The organism is Methylobrevis pamukkalensis (assembly GCF_001720135.1).
Taxonomy (GTDB): Bacteria; Pseudomonadota; Alphaproteobacteria; order Rhizobiales; family Pleomorphomonadaceae; genus Methylobrevis; species Methylobrevis pamukkalensis.
Map to the genome: position 1 here is coordinate 1 of NZ_MCRJ01000023.1, position 20,585 is coordinate 20,585.

The window sequence follows — 20,585 nt, forward strand, 5'->3', positions numbered from 1 at the left end:
TAGACCGCCGAGGAATTGTAGTTACCGGCGTGTCCGAGACCGAGCGCGTGACCGATCTCGTGGATGTAGGTCTGATAGGAATACGATGTCAGGCTCGTGCCGTACTTCGTGATGACATTCTTGGAAATGTTGACCGAGGACTGGATGATCTCGCCACCTGCGACGGTCGAATTCGCATAGGCCTTGGGCGCCTCGTCGTCGAAGCGGATCTTCGCGGAGCCGCTGATCACGAAGGTGAAGGTCAGGCCGGACACGGCAGTCCATTCCTGGAGCGCGGCGGTTGCCAGTTTCTGTCCGGCGGCCGTCAGTTTCGAGATGTCCACCGTCAGCGGCTGTCCGTCACTGACGTCGAATGTCCGTTGCGTCTGCTGGCGCGCGGTCCAGAAATCCGTCGTGAGTTGCCTGGCGATCTGCTGGACACTGTAGACCGGCAGGGCTGAGGTCGTCGCCAGCCCGGACGCAGACCCCGCATTGAAGACGATGGCGTCGCGCATGGATTTGTTTATCCGACGAAGGCGGCCGCGGGACGATGCCGGCCTGCAATTTTCGCACACTGATCTCGGACCGGGTGAAAATCAACACTTGCCGACGTCCCCCGGACCTGCCCGGTCATCTGCGGTTTTCCCCGGGGGAATTGGCGAAGACAGGGTCTCCAGCTTCGGAAGACGTGCCCCGGCCGCGTCTGCCCGCTCCGCGCGATGTCGCCGCGGTGCACGCACATGCGATCTCCGCTTGACGCCTTCCGCCCCTCGGCTACCGTGACACTCAGTCCGGCCGCGGCCAAACAATTGTGCCGCAGCAGAAAAAACGAGCCGGATCGGGATTTTCGGGATCGACTTCGGAATCCAGGGAGAGGGACGGAAACATGAGTCCACTGTATCTGATCGTGTTCGCGGGGTTGCTTTCCATCGCCTATGGCGTGTGGGCAACCGGCTCGGTGCTGGCGATGGACGCCGGAAGCAAGCGCATGCAGGAAATTGCCGGCGCCATCCAGGAAGGTGCGCAGGCCTATCTCGCCCGCCAGTACACCACGATCGCGATCGTGGGCGTCGTGATCTTCTTCCTCCTGATCTGGCTGCTGTCGCTGCCCGTGGCGATCGGCTTCGTGATCGGCGCCGTGCTGTCGGGTCTTGCCGGCTTCATCGGCATGAACGTCTCGGTGCGGGCCAACGTGCGCACCGCGCAGGCCTCCAGCATCAGCCTCGAGAGCGGCCTCGGCGTCGCCTTCAAGGCCGGCGCCATCACCGGCATGCTGGTGGCGGGCCTCGCACTGCTCGGCGTCGCCGTCTACTTTCTCGTCCTCACGCAATTCATGGGCTACGCGAGCAACGACCGGCTCGTGATCGACGCGCTGGTGGCGCTCGGCTTCGGCGCCTCGCTGATCTCGATCTTCGCCCGCCTCGGCGGCGGCATCTTCACCAAGGGCGCCGACGTCGGCGGCGATCTCGTCGGCAAGGTCGAGGCCGGCATTCCGGAGGACGATCCCCGCAACCCGGCGACCATTGCCGACAACGTGGGCGACAACGTCGGCGACTGCGCCGGCATGGCGGCCGACCTGTTCGAGACCTATGCGGTGACGGTGGTCGCCACCATGGTGCTCGCCGCGATCTTCTTCTCCGGACAGGCGGGTCTCGAGGCGTCGATGATCTATCCGCTGGCGATCTGCGGCGCCTGCATCGTCACCTCGATCATCGGCACGTTCTTCGTGAAGCTCGGCGCCAACAATTCGATCATGGGCGCGCTCTACAAGGGCCTCATCGTCACCGGCGCGCTGTCGGTCGCCGGCCTTGCCCTTGCCACCCACACCACCATCGGCTGGGGCGAACTCGGCACGGAGAAGGGCGTCGTCGTCTACGGCAGCAGCCTGTTCGTCTGCGGCCTCGTCGGCCTGCTCGTCACCGGCCTCCTGGTCTGGATCACGGAATACTACACCGCCACCGGCAAGCGGCCGGTGGTCTCGATTGCCCAGGCCTCGGTCACCGGCCACGGCACCAACGTGATTCAGGGCCTTGCGGTCTCGCTGGAGTCCACCGCGCTGCCGGCAATCGTCATCGTCGGCGGCATCATCTCCACCTTCCAGCTCGGCGGCCTCTACGGCACGGCGATCGCGGTCACCACCATGCTCGGCATCGCCGGCATGATCGTGGCGCTCGACGCCTTCGGCCCGGTCACCGACAACGCCGGCGGCATCGCCGAAATGGCCGGCCTGCCGCCGGAGGTGCGCCACACCACCGACGCGCTCGACGCGGTCGGCAACACCACCAAGGCGGTCACCAAGGGCTATGCGATCGGCTCGGCCGGCCTCGGCGCGCTGGTGCTGTTCGCGGCCTACTCCAACGACCTGGCCTATTTTTCCGCGAACGGGGCGACCTATCCCTATTTCGCGGACATCGGCACGGTCTCCTTCGACCTCTCCAACCCCTATGTGGTGGCCGGCCTGATCTTCGGCGGCCTCATTCCCTACCTGTTCGGCGGCATCGCGATGACCGCCGTGGGCCGCGCCGCCGGCGCGGTGGTGGAGGAGGTGCGCCGGCAGTTCCGCGCCGATCCGGGCATCATGAAGGGCACCAGCCGTCCCGACTACGCCCGGGCCGTGGACATGCTGACCAAGGCCGCGATCCGGGAGATGATCATCCCGTCGCTGCTGCCGGTGCTGGCGCCGGTCGTCGTCTACTTCGGCGTGCTGGCGATTTCCGGCTCCAAGGCCTCGGCTTTTGCCGCGCTCGGCGCCTCGCTGCTCGGCGTGATCGTCAACGGCCTGTTCGTTGCCATCTCGATGACCTCGGGCGGCGGCGCCTGGGACAACGCCAAGAAGAGCTTCGAGGACGGCTTCGTCGACAAGGACGGCGTGCGCCACATGAAGGGCTCGGAGGCGCACAAGGCGTCGGTCACCGGCGACACCGTCGGCGATCCCTACAAGGACACGGCGGGCCCCGCCGTCAATCCGGCGATCAAGATCACCAACATCGTGGCGCTGCTGCTGCTGGCGATCCTCGCGCACTGAGCCGGTCCGAAGCCCCGACCCGTCGGGGCTTCGGAGCCTTCACGCAGCCCTCGAAACGACGACGGCCGGCGAGATCCTCGCCGGCCGTTTCGCTGTCTCTGCGGGGTCGCCGCTGGTCCGGTCAGAAGCCGATCGAGGGCGACGAGCCGAGGATCTGGCCGACGAGGGTCAGGTCCTGGCCGCTGGTGCGGGTGCGGCGGCTGATGAAGTCGAACACCTTGCCGTCCTGCAGGCCATACTGGGCGATCTCGCGCACCGCGCCGCTCTCGTCGAAATAGACGGCGAGCACGCGCTGGTCGGTGATCGAGCGGCCCATCAGCGGGCTCTCGTCGATCACCTGGGTGATGTAATAGTAGGTCTTGCCGCTGAGGGTCGAGGTGGTGGACGGCGTGCCGAGCACCAGCAGCACCTGTTCCTCGCTCGATCCGACCGGAACCTGTTCCAGCGCGTTTTCCGGCATGACGAAGCCATGTTGCCTGGGCGGCGAGCCGCAGGCCGCAAGCGACATCGAGAGGACGAGAGCGAGCGCGGCAACCTTGAGCCCGCCTGCGGTCGAGTCCTTCACCAAGCCACGCTTCGTCATTCCTGTCTCCCGCCCGTTGATCCGGATATGCAGCTTGGCAATCTGCCTAGCCTGCGTTACGTCACAAAGCAATCTCATCGACCATCGACAAGGCCCGTGTACGGCCTCGCGAGTTATCCATGATTCTTGCTTTTTGCGCCGCCCCAGAACCTCGGCTACCGTTGAGCGCCTCTATGGCGCGATCATGACGGCAACCCGGCTTCCGCGCTTCTACACGGATTTCGGTGTGGCCGACACGGTGGAGGGCCGTTTCGATCTGCTGATGCTCAACGTCAGCCTCGTCGTGCGCCGCCTGAACCGGGAGAACGGGGGCGACCGCGAGGCGGCCCGCGAACTGACCGAGGCGTTCTTTGCCGACATGGATCGCACCATCGAGAGATGGGAATCGGTGACCTGTCGGTGCCCAAGCGGATGAAGAAGATCTCCGGGGCCTTCTTCGGCCGCTTCACGGTCTACGACAAGGCGCTCGCCGCCTCCGATGGGGCGCGCTGTCCGAGGCGATCGCCCGCAACGTCTTCGACGGCGCGGACGCCGGCACGCACGCGCCGGCCCTTGCGGCCTATGCCGCCGAGGCCGCGGCACGGCTCGATGCGATGGGGCCGGAACGGATCCTTTCGGCCGATTTCGTGTTTCCCGTACCGGGGCCAGAGGCCGACGGGGTCCGGTCGTCCGGGCTGCCGGGCTCCTGATCCCGAAGCGAGTTCTCCAAGGTGACGACAATGAAGCGTCCGACGCGATTTCCCTTTTCCCGGCCCGTCTCCGTGGCAAACCTGCCCGGCAAGGGCCAGCGCGTCCGGATCGAGGCCAGCGCGGACGAGGGCGCGGCGCTGGCCTCCGATCTCGGAATCCTTGGCGTCTCGGCCCTGTCGGCCGAGCTCGAAGTCTATCCGTTTCGCAGCAGCGGCGTCAGGGTGAGGGGGCATCTCTCCGCCCGCGTCACCCAGAGCTGCGTGATCACGCTGGAGCCGGTTGACCAGACCGTCGAGGAGGACATCGACCTGCGCTTCCTGCCGGAGAGCGAGATCAAGGCGACGCCGGTGGAGATCGACATCGATCCGGAGGCCGAGGATCCGCCGGAGCCGCTGCCCCACGGCGATTTCGACCTCGGCCAGATCGTCGCCGAACACCTTGCGCTGGGTCTCGATCCCTATCCCCGCAAGGAGGGGGTGGCCTTTGCCGAGGGCGACGGCGAGACAGCCGGCGAAGAAGAACCGCCGAAAGCGTCGCCCTTCGCGCGGCTCAAGGCGCTGCGCGACACGCCGGACGAGGCGTGAGGCCGAACATGGCCGCATGTGACCCCAGGGTGATGATGAGTTTCGAAGGGCTATTGTGTCCCGGCGCGAAGCTTGTATCTTCGCGGCGCCTTTCGAGGGCGGTGTGCATTCAACGGACAACTGGCAGGACATGGCGCAGACGATGATGATTTCCGTCGACGCCATGGGCGGCGACCACGGTCCGCCGGTGGTGATCGCCGGATGCGAGCAGCTGCTGCTGCGACGTCCGGACGTGCGCTTCCTGCTGTTCGGCGACGAGACGGCGATCGGGGCCGTGCTTGCGGCCCATCCGAAACTTGCCGCCGCGTCCGAGGTTCGTCACTGCACCGTGGCGATCGCGATGGACGACAAGCCGAGCCAGGCGCTGCGCGCCGGCCGCGGCAAGTCCAGCATGTGGCGCGCCGTCGACGCGGTGAAGATCGGCGATGCGCAGGTCGCCGTCTCGGCCGGCAACACCGGCGCGCTGATGGCGATGTCGAAATTCTGCCTCAGGACCCTGCCAAGCATCGAGCGTCCGGCGATCGCGGCGATCTGGCCGACCCTGCGCGGCGAATCCATCGTGCTCGATGTGGGCGCCACGATCGGGGCTGATGCCCAGCAGCTCGTCGACTTCGCCGTGATGGGCGGGGCGATGGCGCGGGCGCTGTTCCACATCGAGCGCCCGTCGATCGGCCTGCTCAACATCGGCGCCGAGGAAGTGAAGGGGCTCGACGAGGTCCGCACCGCCGGCGCCATGCTGCGCGATGCCAATCTCACGACGATCGCCTACGGCGGTTTCGTCGAGGGCGACGACATCGGCCAGGGCAAGGTCGACGTGGTCGTCACGGAAGGATTTGTCGGCAACATCGCGCTGAAGACCGCCGAAGGCACGGCGCGGCAGGTCGGTTCCTATCTGCGCGCCGCCATGAGCCGCACGCTGATGGCGAAGATCGGCTATTTCTTCGCCCGCGACGCCTTCAACCGGCTTCGGGCCAAGATGGATCCCCGCAAGCTCAACGGCGGCGTGTTCCTCGGCCTCAACGGCATCGTCATCAAGAGCCACGGCGGCACCGATGCCGAGGGCTTTGCCAGCGCGCTCGATCTCGCCTACCAGATGGCGCGCAACGACCTTCAGTCCAAGATCAGATCGGATCTCGAGGACTATCATCGTGGAAAGTTCGGCGGACTTGGGGCCGAACCTGAGAGGATGTCTTGAACTCTTTGAAAACCGTCGTTCTCGGGACGGGAAGCTATCTCCCCGAGCGGGTAGTCACCAATGACGATCTGTCCAAGATCGTCGAGACCTCCGACGAGTGGATCGTCCAGCGGACCGGCATCCGGGAGCGTCATATCGCGGCCGAGGGCGAGACGACGGGCGATCTCGCCGTCGCGGCGGCGATGCAGGCGATGGAGGCGGCGGGCGTCACGGCCGCGGACATCGACCTCGTGATCCTCGCCACGTCGACCCCCGACAACACCTTCCCCTCGACGGCAACGCAGGTGCAGGCCCGGCTCGGCATCACCCGCGGCGCGGCCTTCGACCTCCAGGCAGTCTGCTCGGGCTTCGTCTATGCGCTGACCACCGCCGATTCCATGCTGCAGACGGGTGTTGCCACCCGTGCGCTGGTGATCGGCTCGGAAACCTTCTCGCGCATCGTCGACTGGACCGACCGGACGACCTGCGTCCTGTTCGGCGACGGCGCGGGCGCCTTTGTGGTCGAGGCCCGGGCGGACGCGGACAATCCGGAGGGGCGCGGCGTCGTCTCCTGCCACCTGCGCTCCGACGGACGTCACAAGGACAAGCTCTACGTCGACGGTGGTCCATCCTCCACAGGGACGGTCGGTCACCTGCGCATGGAGGGCCGCGAGGTCTACAAGTTCGCGGTCGCCGCCGTCACCGACGTGATCGAGGACGCCTTTGCCGCCACCGGCGAAAGCGCCGAGACGATCGACTGGTTCGTGCCGCACCAGGCCAACCGGCGCATCATCGAGGGCTCGGCCAGGAAGCTCGGCATCGCGCCGGAAAAGACCGTGCTGACCGTGGACCGCCACGGCAACACCTCGGCCGCGTCGATCCCGCTGGCGGTGGACACCGCCGTGCGCGACGGTCGGATCCGCGAGGGTCACATGGTGCTGCTCGAGGCCATGGGCGGCGGCTTCACCTGGGGTGCCGTTCTCGTTCGCTGGTGAACAATCAAGCAGGATTGCTGCGGGCCGACCACATGTGCCGGCCAGAGGCAACGTATTTCCGGCACCGGCGAGCGGTGGCGGTATGTAATTGATGATGTTGACCTAGACCGCGGGGCGTCATACCGTTCGGCCACTGGTTCTGCGACCAGGAAGCGGCAATTCCAACGAAAAGTGAGTGGCGCAATGGGGGGCAAGACCGTCACACGTGCCGACCTCTGCGAAGCCGTCTACCAGAACGTCGGACTCTCGAGGACCGAGTCCGCCGAACTCGTGGAAGCGGTCCTGCGCGAGATCTCGGACTGCCTGGTTTCGGGCGAGTCGGTGAAGCTGTCGTCCTTCGGCACGTTCAACGTGCGCTCGAAGACCGAACGCATCGGCCGCAACCCGAAGACCGGCGAAGAGGTGCCCATCCTTCCGCGCCGCGTGCTGGTGTTCAAGCCGAGCAACGTGCTCAAGGATCATGTCAACGGCATCACCGGCAGCGAAGCTGCCGGCGAAGACGACTGAGTCGCGGGCGGGACATCGGCGGCCCCGACCATGTTGACGCCGGAACGCCCGGCATTCCGCCTGCGATCATCGACGAATTCTGTGGATAGACTTTGGAAAAGCGACCGGACGCGTTCCGAACGATCAGCGAAGTCGCCGAGGAACTCGATCTTCCTCAGCATGTCCTGCGCTTCTGGGAAACCCGTTTCAGCCAGATCCGCCCGCTCAAACGCGGCGGCGGGCGACGCTATTATCGGCCCGAAGACCTCGACCTCCTGCGCGGCATCCGCCATCTCCTCTACGGTCAGGGGTTTACCATCAAGGGTGTTCAGCGCATCCTGAAGGAACAGGGCGTGCACTACGTCATGGAGATCTGGCGCAACCCCGGCGCGATCCTGCCGGCGGGGGCCGCCGACACGGACGAGGCAGAGGATGCTGGCGCCATGAAATCGCCGTCCGCGCCGAAAGGCCAGGGAGCGGCTCCTGCCGTGCCCGAACGACCGGCATTCTCCGAGCGGCGGATGTCGTTTCCCTCCGCCGACGACGACGAGCCCGAGGCGCAGACCTATCCCGAACGGCCGGACTCCGACCGTCCCTCGTCGGAGCGTGATCTTCTCGGCTACGCCAAGCCCTCGCGCGTCGACACGGGGCGAGGTGCCCCGGCGGCGGCGGCGCAGCCGGTTTCCGTTCCGTCCCCGGCCGACGACGAGCCGCTTCCCGCCGGCATCCTGCCCGACGATGCGCCGGTGCGCTCCGGCTTCCGCTTCATGGACCGCCTGCGCGGCGGTGGCAGTGGAAATGTCGGCTCGGAGCCCCAGGGCAGCGGTGCCCTGTCGCGCGACGACATCCGCCGGCTGCAGTCGACGCTGTTCGAACTGCTCGAGTGCAAGCGGGTGCTCGACCAGACCCGCTGACCTTTCCGCCCTTCGGGCCGGATCGCGGGGCAGGGCGGCACGTGCCTGGGATGGCCTTGCGACCTGGCCGGTTGGGCGCCCGTGCGAGGAACCTCCCCATGACCGATCTTCCCGTGTCTTTTTCCGACGAGCTGCGCAACCTCTGCGCGGACGACTGGCGCGCGGCGACGGAGCACCGCTTCGTCGACGAGCTTCTGGCCGGCACCGTCGACCCCGACGTGATGCGCGCCTATCTCGTCCAGGACTACCAGTTCATCGACGGCTTCGTGGCCCTCCTGGGTTCGGCGATCGCCAACGCCGACCATTTTGCTTCGCGGCTCGCCATCGCCCGCTTTCTGGCCATGATCACCAGCGACGAGAACACCTATTTCGTGCGCGCCTTCGATGCGCTGGGCGTCAGCGAGGCCGACCGCTTTGCCCCGCAGCTGGCGGCACCCACCGCCGATTTTCAGGCGCTGATGGCGCGGGCCACCGCCGGCGGGTCCTATGTCCGCTGCCTCGCCGTGCTGGTGGTGGCCGAGTGGCTGTACATGAGCTGGGCGCAGCGCCGGACCGGCCCGCTGCCCGCCGATTTCGTCCATGCCGAGTGGATCACGCTGCACGACAACGCCTATTTCAACGAGGTCGTCGGCTGGCTGCGGTCCGAACTCGACCGGGCCGCCGGCAACGCCAGCGAGGCCGAGCGCGAGATTGCCGCCGCGCTGTTCACCGAGGCGGTGGCGCTGGAGCGCGCCTTCTTCGATCACCTCTACGCGTGAGGGTTGCCTGCACCTGATCGCCGCGCCATGCAGCCTCCCGGCTGCTGCATGATCACGAAATCGTGTGCCGCATCGCGGCCACGGGCGGGGCTATGACGGGTGCGGCTGCGACATGGCAGCGCACCTGGGACGCAAGAGGGGCTGGCGCATGCAGATCGGCATCATCGGACTTGGACGCATGGGGGGCAACATCGCCCGCAGGCTGATGCGGGGCGGCCATGAGCCGGTGGTCTACGACCGCAATGTCAGCGCGACGGCGGCGGTCGTCACGGATGGCGCGATCGGCGCCGAGGGCCTTGCCGACATGGTCGCGCGGCTGGCCAAGCCCCGCGCCGTGTGGGTCATGCTGCCGGCCGGCGAGATCACCGAGCAGACGGTCATCGATCTTGCCGAGCTGCTGGAGCCGGGCGACATCATCATCGACGGCGGCAACAGCTTCTACAAGGACGACATCCGCCGCGCGCGGACGCTGGCGGCCAGGGGCCTGCACTATGTCGATGTCGGCACCTCCGGCGGCGTCTGGGGTCTGGAGCGCGGCTACTGCATGATGATCGGCGGCGAGGCCGACGTGTTCGCGCATCTGTCGCCGATCTTCGAGGCGCTGGCGCCCGGATACGGCGCGATCGAGCGCACGCGCGGCCGGGAGGACACCCACGTCACCCGCGGCTATGTCCATGCCGGCCCGGCCGGCGCCGGCCATTTCGTCAAGATGATCCACAACGGCATCGAATATGGCCTGATGCAGGCCTATGCCGAGGGCTTCGACATCCTCTATCGCAAGAACAACGAGTCCCTGCCGGAAGACGAGCGCTACGACCTCGACATCGGCGACATCGCCGAGGTCTGGCGGCGCGGCAGCGTGGTGTCCTCGTGGCTGCTCGACCTCATCGCCGAGGCGCTCGCCCGCGACGAGGACCTGAAGAGCTTCAGCGGCCAGGTGGCCGACAGCGGCGAGGGCCGCTGGACGATCGAGGCCGCCATCGAGGAAGCCGTGCCGGCGCCGGTGCTCGCTGCCTCGCTGTTCGCGCGTTTCCGCTCGCGCACCGACCACGCCTATGCGGACCGTCTGCTCTCGGCGATGCGCTTCGGCTTCGGCGGGCATGTCGAGGGCGGGCATGTGGAGGTGACGTTGCCTCAGGAGGCGTCGCGGTAGAATCCATCGATCTTTTCGGCGATCCAGTCCCAGGCCTCGCGTTCCGCGGGGCCTGCGGTCTTTTCCACCGCGGTCCGGTGCAGCGCCATCTCGGTCTCGATCTTCGCGCGCGGCAGCATGGTGAGCCGCGTGGAGAGGATCGCCGCCTCCAGCACCGCCGCCTGCGCCCGGTTGTAGCCGAGGAAGGGCCGGTGCGCGGCCTGATGCACGACCCGGCAGCGGAAGGCAGGGCGAACCTCGTCGTCGGTGAAGCTGGCGACTTCCAGTTCCATGTGGCCGAAACAGTCGGCCAGACGCACGCCGTCCACCCGGTCGGCGGCAACGCTTGCAAAGTCGGTGCGCCCGGTCAGGAAGCCGGCAAGGATCCGTACGTCGGCAGGCGCCGAGACAACCGCAAAGGGATGCCGCTGCAGATTGCCGATCGCCGGCGAGGGGCGGAACGGCAGGAACAGCCAGTCGTCGCCGTCGCGGTGCAGGCCGTAGGGGCGGATGTGGAAGCTGCCGTCGGCATTCTTGGTGGCGACGATGGTCTCGAGGACGAAGGGCATCAGTCGTCCGCCTTCCTGTCCACTGGCGCCTCGTCAGGTCCGCGCACGATCTCCTCCAGCTCCGCGTCCTTGCGCTGCTTGCCCTTCAGGGTGTGGCCGGCCTCCTGGAGGCGGGTCGTGTCCTCCGTGCGCTTGTCGGCGGCGGCCCCCCAGTCGAGCGGGTTGTCCTGCGCATAGCGCTTGCCGAGGGCGAAGGCGATCTCGGCGCGGGCGAGTTCCGCCCCGAGGTAGAAGGCATGGCCGCCGTCGGTCTCGACGCCGAGGTCGGGAAAGAAGTCGAAGGCGTCGGTGTGCACGAGATGGCGGTCGCGGTTGTAGACGTGGATGCCGTCCTCGACCACTTCGATGCGGTAGTTCGGATCGCGCACCTCGCCGGCCGCCGTGCGCACGCCCTCCGGGGTGTTGGCATAGGGCGCGCGCTCGTGGAGCGAGGCGAGGGCGCCGCTGTAGCCCTTCGGCAGCGCGTGATCGCGCCTGGCCGCGAACATGATCCGCCGCGCCGCGTCATGCTCCTCGATGGTCCGGCGGGTGTGGGGACTGACCTGCACCACGAGCACGTTGCCGATCGAGAGTTCCGAGCAGACGCCGAGCAGCATCGCGGTGATTCCCGACGTGTCGGCCTCGGTGAGTTCGGTGAGATTGCCCGTCCCCATCAGCATCCGAGCCTCCGGGACCTTGCGCGAAACGCGTGGTAGCGCGCCAGCGAGGCGGTAAAGCCGAAGTGGATCGGGTCGAGAATCGGGTCGGCGAGATAGGGCAGGCCCCAGTCGTCCATCTGCGCGGCCGCGCGGAACAGCGAGTCGAGATCGCCCTGGCGGAGCGGCACCAGCACCGGCACCACGGCCGGGAATTCGCGGGCGAGCGGCAGCGTTTCCTCATTGAGGCTGAGCAGGAAGTCGCAGCCGGCCTCGGCGCCGGTGCGCAACTCGTCCACGTTGAACGAATCGACGCTGACCCGGAAGCCCTCGGCCTTCAGCGCCCGCACGGTCTCGCCAAGATGTGGAAACGGCGTGTCGGGCAGGCCGCCGATGTCGATCACGTCGGCGCCGGCCGCCCGCAGCCGGTGGGCCTTGGCCACGGTCTCGGCGACGGACAGTTCCGAGGCTTCCGTGATTTCGGCGAAGATGTTGAGGTCGTGGCGCGACAGGTCCGGCGGGCGCATGCCCCGGCCGAAGTAGCGCGGCAGGTCGACGATCTCGTCGGGTCCGCGTTCGACGGGGACCGCGAAATGCTCGGACAGCGCCGCAAGATCGGCGCGGCAGCGGCCGGGCAGGACGACGCGGGTGATGCCTTCGGGCAGCGCAACGCGGCGGCGGATGATCTTCTCGGTCATCAGCGCCGCGACCTTCACGCCGACCTCGACAATCGTCCAGTCGAAGGCGTCGCGGCCGATCTCTTCCATGGTGCGGGCAAGCCGGGCCTCGGCCAGCTGGCCGGTGAGGAGGGCGATGTGTTCGCGCCTCGCCTCTGTCATGCCACCGCCTCGCCGATCTCGGCCATGCGGGCAAACAGCGCCTCTTCCAGTTCCGGCAGCGTCTCGACGACGGTGGTGTAGCTGAAGGCCTTCAGCTTCTCGGTGTTCTCGAGATCGACGGGCCGCGGATAGACCTTGAACCACCCCGACGGCGCCTCGGTGTCCATGATCGGCCGGGTGTCGCAGGCAAACACGATCGCCGGCACCCGCTGCTTGCCGGCCTGGGCGAAGACGTTGGTCGGCAGGGTGTCGGAGATCCCGACCACGCATTTGGCGACCGTGTTCGAGGTCGCCGGGCCGAGAATCAGCGTGTGATAGTGGCCCTTGTAGAAGTTGCCGACCGGCGGCGCGCTGGCGGCACCGTCGCGGAAGATGCGGGTGCCCTCCTGCATGCCGGAGAGGTCCTTGCCATACTGGCGCAGCACCTCGTCGGCAGCCTTGCTGAGGAAGATGTCGAGCTTCGGCATCCGCCGCATCAGGTCGATCGTCTCCTGCACATAGTGGCCCGAGCCGGTGAGCGCCCAGCCGAGCCGCGGAAGGGGAGCGCGGGTGGTCATGCGGCGAGGTCTCCGGCCGGCAGGAAAGCCGAAAGGCGGTCGTAGTCGGCCGGGCCCACGAAGCGGACGGTGCCGGAAAAGGCCGAGGCGTGGAGGGCGAAATCCGCGTCGACATAACCGGCGCGGCCAAGAGCCGCGAAATCGGCACCGGCCGGCGGTTCGGCGGACTTGACGAGGATGAGGTCGGTCGCGGCGACGTCGCGGGCGAGCACGGCACCGAGGCTGTCGCTGGTGACGGACCAGCCGGCGGCGATCTCCGGCCGGTCGAGGAAGCAGCCGAGCCCGCCCCAGACCGGCGTCAGGCCGCGGCGAATCATCCGCAGCGCGGCCTCCGCGGCGCTTACGGCCCGGCAGTCCGGGTAGAGGTTCTCGAGAATTTCGGCGCTGCGGGCCATCGCGTCGATCGCAAGCCGGTGGGCGAGGGCATCGGAGAAGCCGAGGTCGGTCTGGGCGACGCGCACCGCGTCCGCAAGCCGGCCGCCGCCTGCGAGAAGAATCACCGACCGTCCGGCGAGTGCGCCGACGAGGCGGTCGAGGTCGGCGCGGCGCTCGAAGACGCTGCCGCCGATCTTCACGACGGCAAGGGGAGCCGGACGGCTGCGCATGGTCAGCCGGCCTGCGCGGCGCAGGGCATGGCGCGCAGGCGGGCCGCGGCCATGCGGACGAGATCAGGATCGAGCGCGGAGGTGCGCCGTCCGCCGCGGCAGACGCCGCCGCGCATGCCGACGAGGTCCGGCCCGAAGCCGGCCACGGCCGGCAGGTCGGCGATGCGGACCGAGCCGGCAAGGCCGCTGATCAGGCCGCAGGTCCGTGCCGTGGAGACGAAGCCGAAGATGCGCATGGTCGACAGATGGCTGAGCAGCCCAGCGGACTTGCCCGACGTGTCGAGCATCACGCCGTGGAATCCCGCCTCGGCCAGCACCGGCACGAGGCCGAAATCCGGGACGAGGTCGGCAAACAGCACGGCGACGAGCTTCGTGCGCGTGCCAAGCAGGCGACCGGCGGCGCGGATGACGCGGGCATCGGCAAGGTCCGGAACGAAGCCGATCTTGACCATGTCGACGCCGGTGGCGGCCATCGCCTCGGCGCTGTCGAGCAGCGTCTCGGCCCGGAGGTGGTCGCCGCAGACGGCGGTGACGGTGGCCCGGCCATCGACGGCGGCGACGATCTCGGCGACCGTCGCCGGGGTCAGCGCGCCGAGCGCGCCGGCGGCCGGATCCTTGGCGTCGATCAGGTCGGCGCCGGCCTCGACCGCGAGGTGGGCCTCCTCTGCATTGGTGACGCTGACCAGCAGGAGTGTCATGGCCGCGGCTCCAGCCGCACGATGCCCGACGAATCCATGGCCGCCGCGGCCTCGGCCACGCGCACGCCGCGCACGACCAGATCGGGCGCGATCTCGGCCAGCGGCACCAGCACGAAGGCGCGGTCGAGCATGTAGGGGTGGGGCACGTTCAGCGCCGGGAAGGACGGATCCTCGATCACCTCGTCCTCGTAGGCGAGCAGGTCGATGTCGATGACGCGCGGGCCCCACTTCTCGATCCGGATGCGGCCCAGTTCGCGCTCGGTGTCGAGACAGAGCGCGAGCAGGCCCTTCGGCGTCAGGTCGGTCTCGACCAGCGCGCAGGCGTTGACATAGGGCGGCTGGTCGAGCTTGCCCCACGGAGGGGTCTCGTAGTCGGACGAACGGGTGACGACGGTGACGCCGGCGTCCGCCAGCATGTCGAGGGCCGCCGCGATCGCGCGCGGGCATCGCCGAGATTGCCGCCGAGACCGAGATAGGCCTTAGCCATGACGGAACCTCTCGATTTCGACCGCGACGCTGTCCAGCGCATAGGGAACGGGAGCGGACGGCTTTTCCACGCGCACGACCATGGAGTCGATCGCAGCAAAGCGACCAAGACACTCGGCCGCGATCGCCTCGGCCAGCGCCTCGATCATCTCGAAGCGGCGGGCGGTCGCGATGTCGTGGGCAATGGCGGCGAGATCGGCGTAGCTGACGGTGCTGGCGAAATCATCGCCGCGACCGGCCGGCGACAGGTCCATGCGCACCTCGACCGAGATGTAGAAGCGCTGGCCGAGCACCGCCTCTTCGGGCAGCAGCCCGTGATGGCCGAAGACCGCAAGGCGGGTGAGGAAGATGCGGTCGGTCATCGGGTGCCCCCGAGGCCCGAAGTCGTGAGGCCCGACGTGCTGAGACCCGCCTTCATGATCGCCTCGGCGACCCGGGCGGCCTCCACATGGGCGCGCACGTCGTGGACACGGACGATGTCGGCGCCGAGCATGATCGCCGCGACGTTGGAGGCGATGGTACCGTAGAGGCGGTCCTTCGGCTCCAGCTTGTGGTCGGCGAGGATGCCGAGCAGCGATTTCCGCGAGGTGCCGATCAGGATCGGAAAGCCGAGCGTGCGGATCTCCGGCAGACGGCCGACAGCCTGGAGATGCTGGGGAAAGGTCTTCCCGAAGCCCACGCCGGGGTCGAGGATGATGTGCCGCTCCGGAATGCCAGCCTTCAGCGCGATCTCGACCGAACGGGCGAAGAAGGCCTTCATGTCCTCGATGATGTCGATCGAGCCGTCGATCTCGGTGCGATTGTGCATCACGATCACCGGCGCGCCATGGGCGGCGGCGACGGCGGCAATGTCCGGATCGCGCTGCAGGCCCCAGACGTCGTTGACGATCTTCGCGCCCGCGGTCAGCGCGACGTCGGCGGTCGCGGCCTTGTAGGTGTCGATCGAGATCGGGATCGCGGTGCGGGCGGCAACGGCGCGAACGATCGGCTCGATGCGCCGGATTTCCTCATCGGCCGCCACGGCGGTGGCGCCGGGCCGGGTCGATTCGCCGCCGATGTCGATGATGTCCGCGCCCTCGGCGATCAGCACCTCGGCATGGGCCAGCGCCGTCTCGAGGCCGTCGAAGTTGCCGCCATCGGAGAACGAGTCCGGCGTGACATTCAGGATCCCCATCACCAGCGTCTTCCTGCCGAGATCGGGCAGGCAGGAAATGGGTGGGGTCTGGGCGGTATCGGCGGCGGACATCGGGCGGACTCGTGGTGTTAGCTGACGGAGGATAGCAAATCGTCGGCGTACCAGCACGGGCCGCCGCTGGAAAGCGGCCGCGCGGCTGGCGCCGACGAAAGAAGGGCGGTGCGGCGGGGCGTCATGCGGAAATCAGCAGCTCGCCCTTGCCGAGCATCGCCATGTCGCCGCGGAAGCGGCGGGCGCGTGCCGGAACGAGATGGGCCGCGCGGGCCATCTTCGTCTGGAGATGGGCGCGAAGCAGGCCGAGGAACGGCAGTTCGTACATCCCGGCCTCGACGAAGGTGGACGAGGGGATGTCGCCGCTGGTGGCGATCATCGTGCCGCGCCGCATCAGGAAGCCGGCGTTTGCGCCGAAGGAGGGGGCGAGCAGCGTGCCGCCGCTCATCCGCGCGCCGGCGGTGGGGCCGGTGCCGCCGAGGATGGCGATGGTGCCGCGGCGCATGCGGTCGCCGGCCGAGGCGCCGGCCGTGCCGCCGACGAGAACGAGGCCGCCGGCCATGCCCGCCATCGCGCCGGGCCGCGCGCCACCGAGGCAGTCGCCCCGCGTCACCATCGATCGCGATGGCGCCGTGGACGAGGCCGGAGGCGGCATAGGGCCCGAGTGCCGAGCCGGTGACGGCAATGGTGCCGCCGGTCATGCCGGCGCCGAGAAAGGCGCCGACGTCACCGTCGACAATGATCGCGCCGCCGGTCATGCCGGCGCCGAGGGAGTCGAAGCGCCCCGAGCCGCCGACGAAGCGGACCTCGGACGCGTCGCTGCCGGACACGTCGAACAGGTCGGCGACCTTCGGCGCGTGCCGGGTGGTGCCGACCGTGATCCTGCCGATGTCGGCGGCCGAGAGACCGCCAAGGCCCGCCGGGGTCAGCGGCGACAGGTCGAGGCGCTCGGGCACGTCGCCGCGCAGGGTGAAGGTGATCGCGGCCATCAGAGGAGATCCTTGAGCCGGAAGTGGTGGCGCCCGAGATTGCCGCCGTAGTTGCCGGCGGAGATGCGCTGGATGCCCTTGTCGGGGCCGAACGAGGCCGCCGCGTGCATGGCGGCCTTCATCGAGGCGGCAACCGCCTCGGGGGTGAGACCGTCCATCACCAGTTCCAGCACGCAGTTGGTGTCGGGACCGAGCTCGCTGCCCGGATCGCCGCGCAGCACCGGGCAGAAGGCGTTGTTGGTGGAGGCGGGCACGCCGCCGTATTTCGAGCCGACCTTGGAGCCGGAGCGGACGATGCCGCCGGGGAAGGGCAGGATCACGTCGTGCACGGCGGACGCTGCCTCGACGGCAGCCTCGGAGGCGACCAGCACCTCGTCGAAGCTGCGGCCGAGAATCAGGATGTTGCCGCCGCCGACCACGCCCGAGCCCGCTTCGAGGAAACCGGTGTCATGCTCGACGAGGAACTCGCCGTCCATCACCGGAATGCGCCAGTAGCGCGTGCGGCCGAGCTTCTTGGCGATCTGGTTGCCGTCGCCGAACCAGCGCAGCGAGGCGCCGAGGTTGAGGCGCTTCGGGCTGTCGATGCCGGCAAAGCAGGCCGAGCCGGGGCTGGTCAGCACGCACTGGCCGATGCGGTTCATCAGCTGCGTGCCGAGCCCGCCGCCGTCGAAGCCGAAGATCAGGATGCGGTAGCCGGGCCGTCCGTCCGGGGTTTCCTCCGGCGGCATGTAACGGTCGATCGCGGCCTCGCAGCCGCAGGCGATCACCGAGGTGGCAAAGCCGGTCGCGGTCACGGCCGCGATCTTCGCCCACTTTTCGGTCGGCGCGGTGATGATCGCGCCGGTCGCCGCCATGTCGAAGGCTTCGGCGAAGGTGTCGTCGATCACGACGCCGTTGATGGAGAGGCCGGATTTCACTTCAGACATGACTCGACCTTGAAGTTCTCCGGGCTGACGAAGGCGCGTCCGGAACGGAGAAGGCCGTGGGGGAGACGCCGAAGCGACCCTCCAGATAGCTGCCGATCCGGCGCGTCATGGCCGGGTCCGTCTCGGGCGACAGGTGATGGGTCGTGCCGAAGGTCCAGCCAAGCGCCTTGCCGTCGCGCACAACCGGCCGTCCGCCCTTGAGCACCAGCCGTGCGGAGGTGAACATGGCCGTGCGGTCGGGAAGATCGTCATAGACCGCGATGTCGGCGACGGCGCCGGGGCCGAGATGGCCGCGATCGGACAGGCCCAGCACTTTCGCGGGACCGGCCCGGGTCATGATCGCCAGTTCCTCGAACGTGTATTCGCGCTCGATGGCGGCGATCGCGGTCTTGTTGCGGGCTTCCTCGGGCATCGCCTCCACCCAGGCGCGGCGCTCCTCCCGGTCCATCAGCAGATGCATGATCTTCGGATAGGTGGTGAAGGAGCCGCCGTTCGGATGGTCGGTGGTCAGCAGCATGCGCCAGGGGTCCGGCGAGAGCAGGAACAGCTCCATGCCGATCGCCCACTGCAGCTCGTTGACCCAGTTCTTCTTCTTGTAGGCGAGCGGCACGATGCCGCCGCCTTCCGCGTCACCGTCCTGCAGGATCCACTTGCCGGGGCTGGCGAAGGTGCGTCCCGACCACTGCTTCACGAGGTCGAGCGAGATGGTGACGGTCGGGCCATACATGACCTGACCGACGTCCATGGTGATGTTCGGCGCGTCGGCAAACGACCGGATGATCTCTTCGGCGCCCGAGACCATGCCACCGTCCGCGTCCTTGCCATAGGCGTAGAACTGGATGTGGGCGAAATGCAGCGGACGACCTTCGGCGGCGGCGATCGTGTCGGCGATGGTCGCCGGGGCGCCGGGCACGGCAAGATTGTTGGCGTGGAGATGCAGCGGATGCGGGATGCCGATGTCGGCGGCCGCATCGAGCAGGGCGGTGACGATCTGGCGCGAGGTGGCGCCGTAATGCGGCACCTCGTCGTCGAGATCGAAGGCGCGCAGGCCCGAGTGGAAGGCCGCCGGGCCGCCCGCATTGATCACCTTGATGCCGAGCCCGCGCGAGGCGGCAAGGTGGTAGGCGACATGGTCACGCAGCGCGTCGCGGCCCTGCCGGTCGCGCAGCAGCGACAGGAAGTGGTCGTCGTTGCCGACCACGGTCAGCGCGCCGCGATCGATGATCGGAATGTCGGCAAGTTCCAGATGGGTCTGCAGTGCGTTGGTCGGAACCAGCGCCGGCTCGATCACCGTGGTGAAGCCCATCTCGGCATAGAGCCGGCCGGTCTCGTAGGTCGACCAGCGCGCGGTGTCGAAGGGCATGCCCTCGGCGGCCGGATCCTCGCTGACGTGGAGTTCCGGCAGCAGCAGCCGCGACAGGGTGACGTTGCCGCCGGCAATGTGGGAGTGGACGTCGATCGCGCCGGCCATGACGATCTTGCCGGTGACGTCGTGGACCTCGTCCGGCATCTCGCCCTCCGCGGGGCCCGCGATCATGACACCGTCGCGGATGTAGAGGTCGCGGACCGCCGTCGCGCCGTTCACGGGATCGACGACGCGGCCGCCCTTCAGAAGCGTGAGCATCAGGCGTTCTCCCGTCCGGCGTCCAGCGCCGCCGCGATGCCGTCGAGCACGGTCGCGACGGACGGCCATGTGGCGATGTCGCTCGCCTCGACGAAGGTGAAGGCGTCGCGCACCGCGTCGGTCAGCACCGCGTCGTGGTGGATGCCGGGGACGCCGACCTCGATCACGACATCGGCCGTCGCCTGCGCGCCCGGCGGAACGAGGGCGATGGTCGGCAGCGACGCGGCATAGTCCGGAAGATCCGGGACCAGCGCACCGACCCAGATCAGCAGGTCCGCCTCGCCGTCGGCGACAAGCCGCTCGGCGGAGAAGCGCCAGTCGTCCTGTTCGGGGAAGCCGCGGCCGAAGCCGACGCGCAGCCGGCCGCCGGTGGTCCACGCCGAGACAAGGTTGGCGCCGCGGCCATGGGCCGGGGCGGGCACCGAGATCGAGGTGAAGCGCGTCGTCTCGTTGAGATCCTTGACCAGCGCCTGGGCGAGTTCGAGGCCGAGATGATCGAAGTCGCGCGGATCGGTCACGAACACGCCGAAGCGCGCCTCGCGCAGCTTCGCGACGGCTGTTTCGTGGACCACCGAGGACGGACGTCCGCCGATCGCGGCCTTGAGCTCGCGCAGGAGGTCGACGGGATCACCGGCGATCTCCTCCGACGCCGCCACGGCGGCGACCGAAGTGGGCGCCGTGCAGCCGAGGCAGAGCAGGGTCCGCTCGCCGCGCCAGTCGTAAGGGGTCTCGGAGGAGGCGAAGGGCGCCGTCTCCTCGATCCAGCGGCGCGCGCCCTCGCCGCAGACGACGATCAGGTCGCCGCGGTTGCGGGCTTCGGCCAGCGTCGTCGTCATGCTGCCGGCGTCCGCGACCATGCGCAGTTCGCCCGCAATGTGGGCGGCGCCGACATGGTCGACCGCCGCGCCTGTCCTGTGTGCGAGCCGCAGGGCGGCGCGCACTCCTTCAACATCGGTGCCGAGTCCGGCGATCAGAGGCAGTCTCGCCTTCGCGAGTAGGCCGACGGCGCGAGAGGTTGCGGCGTCGAGGCCGGCCATTTCTTGGTTGGTGTCGGCCGACACATGTATCTCCCATCTTCTGCGGGATACTATTCACAAACCGCCGGTGGCGGCAACCGCGTGTCCGGTCGGGGAAAATCCGCCCGAAGGCCG

The 20,585-nt window shown here is 68.4% G+C and carries 23 protein-coding genes and 2 pseudogenes; 10 read left to right on the forward strand and 15 right to left on the reverse strand.

The window, feature by feature from the left end; translation table 11 throughout:
- Window positions 1–494, reverse strand: a 494-nt coding sequence (locus A6302_RS05730) for a zinc metalloprotease (RefSeq protein WP_483428742.1), incomplete at its 3' end; no start/stop codon positions are given.
- Window positions 495–865: 371 nt separating this feature from the next.
- Between A6302_RS05730 and A6302_RS05735 the strand changes: the two genes are divergently transcribed.
- A complete protein-coding gene (locus tag A6302_RS05735) occupies window positions 866–3,004 on the forward strand; it encodes a sodium-translocating pyrophosphatase (RefSeq protein ID WP_069306245.1) in 2,139 nt (712 codons plus the stop codon).
- Window positions 3,005–3,125: 121 nt separating this feature from the next.
- Here A6302_RS05735 and A6302_RS05740 read toward each other — a convergent pair whose 3' ends face one another.
- Window positions 3,126–3,587, reverse strand: a complete 462-nt coding sequence (locus tag A6302_RS05740) for an outer membrane protein assembly factor BamE (RefSeq protein ID WP_069306246.1) — start codon at window positions 3,585–3,587, stop codon at window positions 3,126–3,128.
- 262 nt (window positions 3,588–3,849) lie between these two features.
- Between A6302_RS05740 and A6302_RS22740 the strand changes: the two are divergent.
- The 9 genes and pseudogenes from A6302_RS22740 to gnd all read left to right on the forward strand — a co-directional run.
- A pseudogene (locus A6302_RS22740) lies at window positions 3,850–4,001 on the forward strand (ubiquinol-cytochrome C chaperone family protein); the annotation flags it as partial.
- 74 nt (window positions 4,002–4,075) lie between these two features.
- The gene (locus A6302_RS26065; protein WP_425349119.1) at window positions 4,076–4,276 is read left to right on the forward strand and encodes a ubiquinol-cytochrome C chaperone family protein; all 201 of its coding nucleotides are present in this window, start codon (window positions 4,076–4,078) and stop codon (window positions 4,274–4,276) included.
- A 72-nt stretch (window positions 4,277–4,348) separates the two neighbouring features.
- Complete coding sequence (locus tag A6302_RS05750; protein ID WP_245293937.1) at window positions 4,349–4,861, forward strand: YceD family protein; 513 nt, start codon at window positions 4,349–4,351, stop codon at window positions 4,859–4,861.
- Between the two features lie 130 nt (window positions 4,862–4,991).
- A complete protein-coding gene (plsX, locus tag A6302_RS05755) occupies window positions 4,992–6,056 on the forward strand; it encodes a phosphate acyltransferase PlsX (RefSeq protein WP_069306248.1) in 1,065 nt (354 codons plus the stop codon).
- Complete coding sequence (locus A6302_RS05760; protein ID WP_069306249.1) at window positions 6,053–7,030, forward strand: beta-ketoacyl-ACP synthase III; 978 nt, start codon at window positions 6,053–6,055, stop codon at window positions 7,028–7,030. The genes plsX and A6302_RS05760 overlap by 4 nt, the downstream gene beginning before the upstream one ends.
- Window positions 7,031–7,213: 183 nt before the next feature.
- Window positions 7,214–7,537: an integration host factor subunit alpha gene (locus A6302_RS05765; protein ID WP_069306250.1), complete on the forward strand. Its 324-nt coding sequence runs from the start codon at window positions 7,214–7,216 to the stop codon at window positions 7,535–7,537.
- A 92-nt stretch (window positions 7,538–7,629) separates the two neighbouring features.
- Window positions 7,630–7,876 (forward strand): annotated as a pseudogene (locus A6302_RS23440) (MerR family transcriptional regulator); the annotation flags it as partial.
- 652 nt (window positions 7,877–8,528) lie between these two features.
- A complete protein-coding gene (locus A6302_RS05775) occupies window positions 8,529–9,188 on the forward strand; it encodes a TenA family protein (RefSeq protein ID WP_245293938.1) in 660 nt (219 codons plus the stop codon).
- A 148-nt stretch (window positions 9,189–9,336) separates the two neighbouring features.
- Window positions 9,337–10,341: a phosphogluconate dehydrogenase (NAD(+)-dependent, decarboxylating) gene (gene gnd / locus A6302_RS05780; protein ID WP_069306252.1), complete on the forward strand. Its 1,005-nt coding sequence runs from the start codon at window positions 9,337–9,339 to the stop codon at window positions 10,339–10,341.
- Here gnd and A6302_RS05785 read toward each other — a convergent pair.
- The 13 genes from A6302_RS05785 to A6302_RS05845 form a co-directional block, all read right to left on the reverse strand.
- Window positions 10,323–10,889, reverse strand: a complete 567-nt coding sequence (locus A6302_RS05785) for a DUF447 domain-containing protein (protein WP_069306253.1) — start codon at window positions 10,887–10,889, stop codon at window positions 10,323–10,325. The genes gnd and A6302_RS05785 overlap by 19 nt on opposite strands.
- The gene (locus tag A6302_RS26070; RefSeq protein WP_069306254.1) at window positions 10,889–11,548 is read right to left on the reverse strand and encodes a hypothetical protein; all 660 of its coding nucleotides are present in this window, start codon (window positions 11,546–11,548) and stop codon (window positions 10,889–10,891) included. The genes A6302_RS05785 and A6302_RS26070 overlap by 1 nt, the downstream gene beginning before the upstream one ends.
- Window positions 11,542–12,363: a DUF6513 domain-containing protein gene (locus A6302_RS26075; protein ID WP_069306255.1), complete on the reverse strand. Its 822-nt coding sequence runs from the start codon at window positions 12,361–12,363 to the stop codon at window positions 11,542–11,544. Before A6302_RS26075 ends, A6302_RS26070 begins: the two co-directional genes overlap by 7 nt.
- Window positions 12,360–12,920, reverse strand: a complete 561-nt coding sequence (locus A6302_RS05800) for a flavoprotein (RefSeq protein ID WP_069306256.1) — start codon at window positions 12,918–12,920, stop codon at window positions 12,360–12,362. Before A6302_RS05800 ends, A6302_RS26075 begins: the two co-directional genes overlap by 4 nt.
- Entirely contained in the window at window positions 12,917–13,525 is a 609-nt protein-coding gene (locus A6302_RS05805; RefSeq protein WP_069306257.1) for an amino acid kinase family protein, read from the reverse strand. Before A6302_RS05805 ends, A6302_RS05800 begins: the two co-directional genes overlap by 4 nt.
- 2 nt (window positions 13,526–13,527) lie before the next feature.
- Window positions 13,528–14,223: a (5-formylfuran-3-yl)methyl phosphate synthase gene (locus A6302_RS05810; protein ID WP_069306258.1), complete on the reverse strand. Its 696-nt coding sequence runs from the start codon at window positions 14,221–14,223 to the stop codon at window positions 13,528–13,530.
- Window positions 14,220–14,639 (reverse strand): 2-amino-4-hydroxy-6-hydroxymethyldihydropteridine diphosphokinase, encoded by a 420-nt coding sequence (gene folK, locus A6302_RS05815; RefSeq protein ID WP_342586223.1) that lies wholly within the window; start codon window positions 14,637–14,639, stop codon window positions 14,220–14,222. Before folK ends, A6302_RS05810 begins: the two co-directional genes overlap by 4 nt.
- A gap of 63 nt (window positions 14,640–14,702) precedes the next feature.
- Window positions 14,703–15,071 (reverse strand): dihydroneopterin aldolase, encoded by a 369-nt coding sequence (folB, locus tag A6302_RS05820; RefSeq protein WP_069306259.1) that lies wholly within the window; start codon window positions 15,069–15,071, stop codon window positions 14,703–14,705.
- Complete coding sequence (gene folP / locus A6302_RS05825) at window positions 15,068–15,955, reverse strand: dihydropteroate synthase (RefSeq protein WP_069306260.1); 888 nt, start codon at window positions 15,953–15,955, stop codon at window positions 15,068–15,070. The genes folB and folP overlap by 4 nt, the downstream gene beginning before the upstream one ends.
- Before the next feature lie 121 nt (window positions 15,956–16,076).
- Window positions 16,077–16,511, reverse strand: a complete 435-nt coding sequence (locus A6302_RS21105; RefSeq protein WP_083255556.1) for a hypothetical protein — start codon at window positions 16,509–16,511, stop codon at window positions 16,077–16,079.
- 372 nt (window positions 16,512–16,883) lie between these two features.
- Window positions 16,884–17,810: a formylmethanofuran--tetrahydromethanopterin N-formyltransferase gene (gene fhcD / locus A6302_RS05835; RefSeq protein WP_069306261.1), complete on the reverse strand. Its 927-nt coding sequence runs from the start codon at window positions 17,808–17,810 to the stop codon at window positions 16,884–16,886.
- Window positions 17,803–19,434, reverse strand: coding sequence for a formylmethanofuran dehydrogenase subunit A (locus A6302_RS05840; protein WP_069306262.1), 1,632 nt, complete (start codon window positions 19,432–19,434; stop codon window positions 17,803–17,805). Before A6302_RS05840 ends, fhcD begins: the two co-directional genes overlap by 8 nt.
- Window positions 19,434–20,375 (reverse strand): molybdopterin-binding domain-containing protein, encoded by a 942-nt coding sequence (locus A6302_RS05845; RefSeq protein ID WP_141703436.1) that lies wholly within the window; start codon window positions 20,373–20,375, stop codon window positions 19,434–19,436. The genes A6302_RS05840 and A6302_RS05845 overlap by 1 nt, the downstream gene beginning before the upstream one ends.
- Window positions 20,376–20,585 lie beyond the last annotated feature (210 nt).

Excerpts from the sequence above, each read along its gene's own strand:
- A6302_RS05735 (WP_069306245.1), top strand. The coding sequence starts at position 866 with ATGAGTCCACTGTATCTGATCGTGTTCGCGGGGTTGCTTTCCATCGCC.
- A6302_RS05740 (WP_069306246.1), bottom strand. The coding sequence starts at position 3,587 with ATGACGAAGCGTGGCTTGGTGAAGGACTCGACCGCAGGCGGGCTCAAG.
- plsX (WP_069306248.1), top strand. The coding sequence starts at position 4,992 with ATGGCGCAGACGATGATGATTTCCGTCGACGCCATGGGCGGCGACCAC.
- A6302_RS05765 (WP_069306250.1), top strand. The coding sequence starts at position 7,214 with ATGGGGGGCAAGACCGTCACACGTGCCGACCTCTGCGAAGCCGTCTAC.
- A6302_RS05775 (WP_245293938.1), top strand. The coding sequence starts at position 8,529 with ATGACCGATCTTCCCGTGTCTTTTTCCGACGAGCTGCGCAACCTCTGC.
- gnd (WP_069306252.1), top strand. The coding sequence starts at position 9,337 with ATGCAGATCGGCATCATCGGACTTGGACGCATGGGGGGCAACATCGCC.
- A6302_RS05785 (WP_069306253.1), bottom strand. The coding sequence starts at position 10,889 with ATGCCCTTCGTCCTCGAGACCATCGTCGCCACCAAGAATGCCGACGGC.
- A6302_RS26070 (WP_069306254.1), bottom strand. The coding sequence starts at position 11,548 with ATGCTGATGGGGACGGGCAATCTCACCGAACTCACCGAGGCCGACACG.
- A6302_RS26075 (WP_069306255.1), bottom strand. The coding sequence starts at position 12,363 with ATGACAGAGGCGAGGCGCGAACACATCGCCCTCCTCACCGGCCAGCTG.
- A6302_RS05800 (WP_069306256.1), bottom strand. The coding sequence starts at position 12,920 with ATGACCACCCGCGCTCCCCTTCCGCGGCTCGGCTGGGCGCTCACCGGC.
- A6302_RS05805 (WP_069306257.1), bottom strand. The coding sequence starts at position 13,525 with ATGCGCAGCCGTCCGGCTCCCCTTGCCGTCGTGAAGATCGGCGGCAGC.
- A6302_RS05810 (WP_069306258.1), bottom strand. The coding sequence starts at position 14,223 with ATGACACTCCTGCTGGTCAGCGTCACCAATGCAGAGGAGGCCCACCTC.
- folK (WP_342586223.1), bottom strand. The coding sequence starts at position 14,639 with ATGCTGGCGGACGCCGGCGTCACCGTCGTCACCCGTTCGTCCGACTAC.
- folB (WP_069306259.1), bottom strand. The coding sequence starts at position 15,071 with ATGACCGACCGCATCTTCCTCACCCGCCTTGCGGTCTTCGGCCATCAC.
- folP (WP_069306260.1), bottom strand. The coding sequence starts at position 15,955 with ATGTCCGCCGCCGATACCGCCCAGACCCCACCCATTTCCTGCCTGCCC.
- A6302_RS21105 (WP_083255556.1), bottom strand. The coding sequence starts at position 16,511 with ATGGTGACGCGGGGCGACTGCCTCGGTGGCGCGCGGCCCGGCGCGATG.
- fhcD (WP_069306261.1), bottom strand. The coding sequence starts at position 17,810 with ATGTCTGAAGTGAAATCCGGCCTCTCCATCAACGGCGTCGTGATCGAC.
- A6302_RS05840 (WP_069306262.1), bottom strand. The coding sequence starts at position 19,434 with ATGCTCACGCTTCTGAAGGGCGGCCGCGTCGTCGATCCCGTGAACGGC.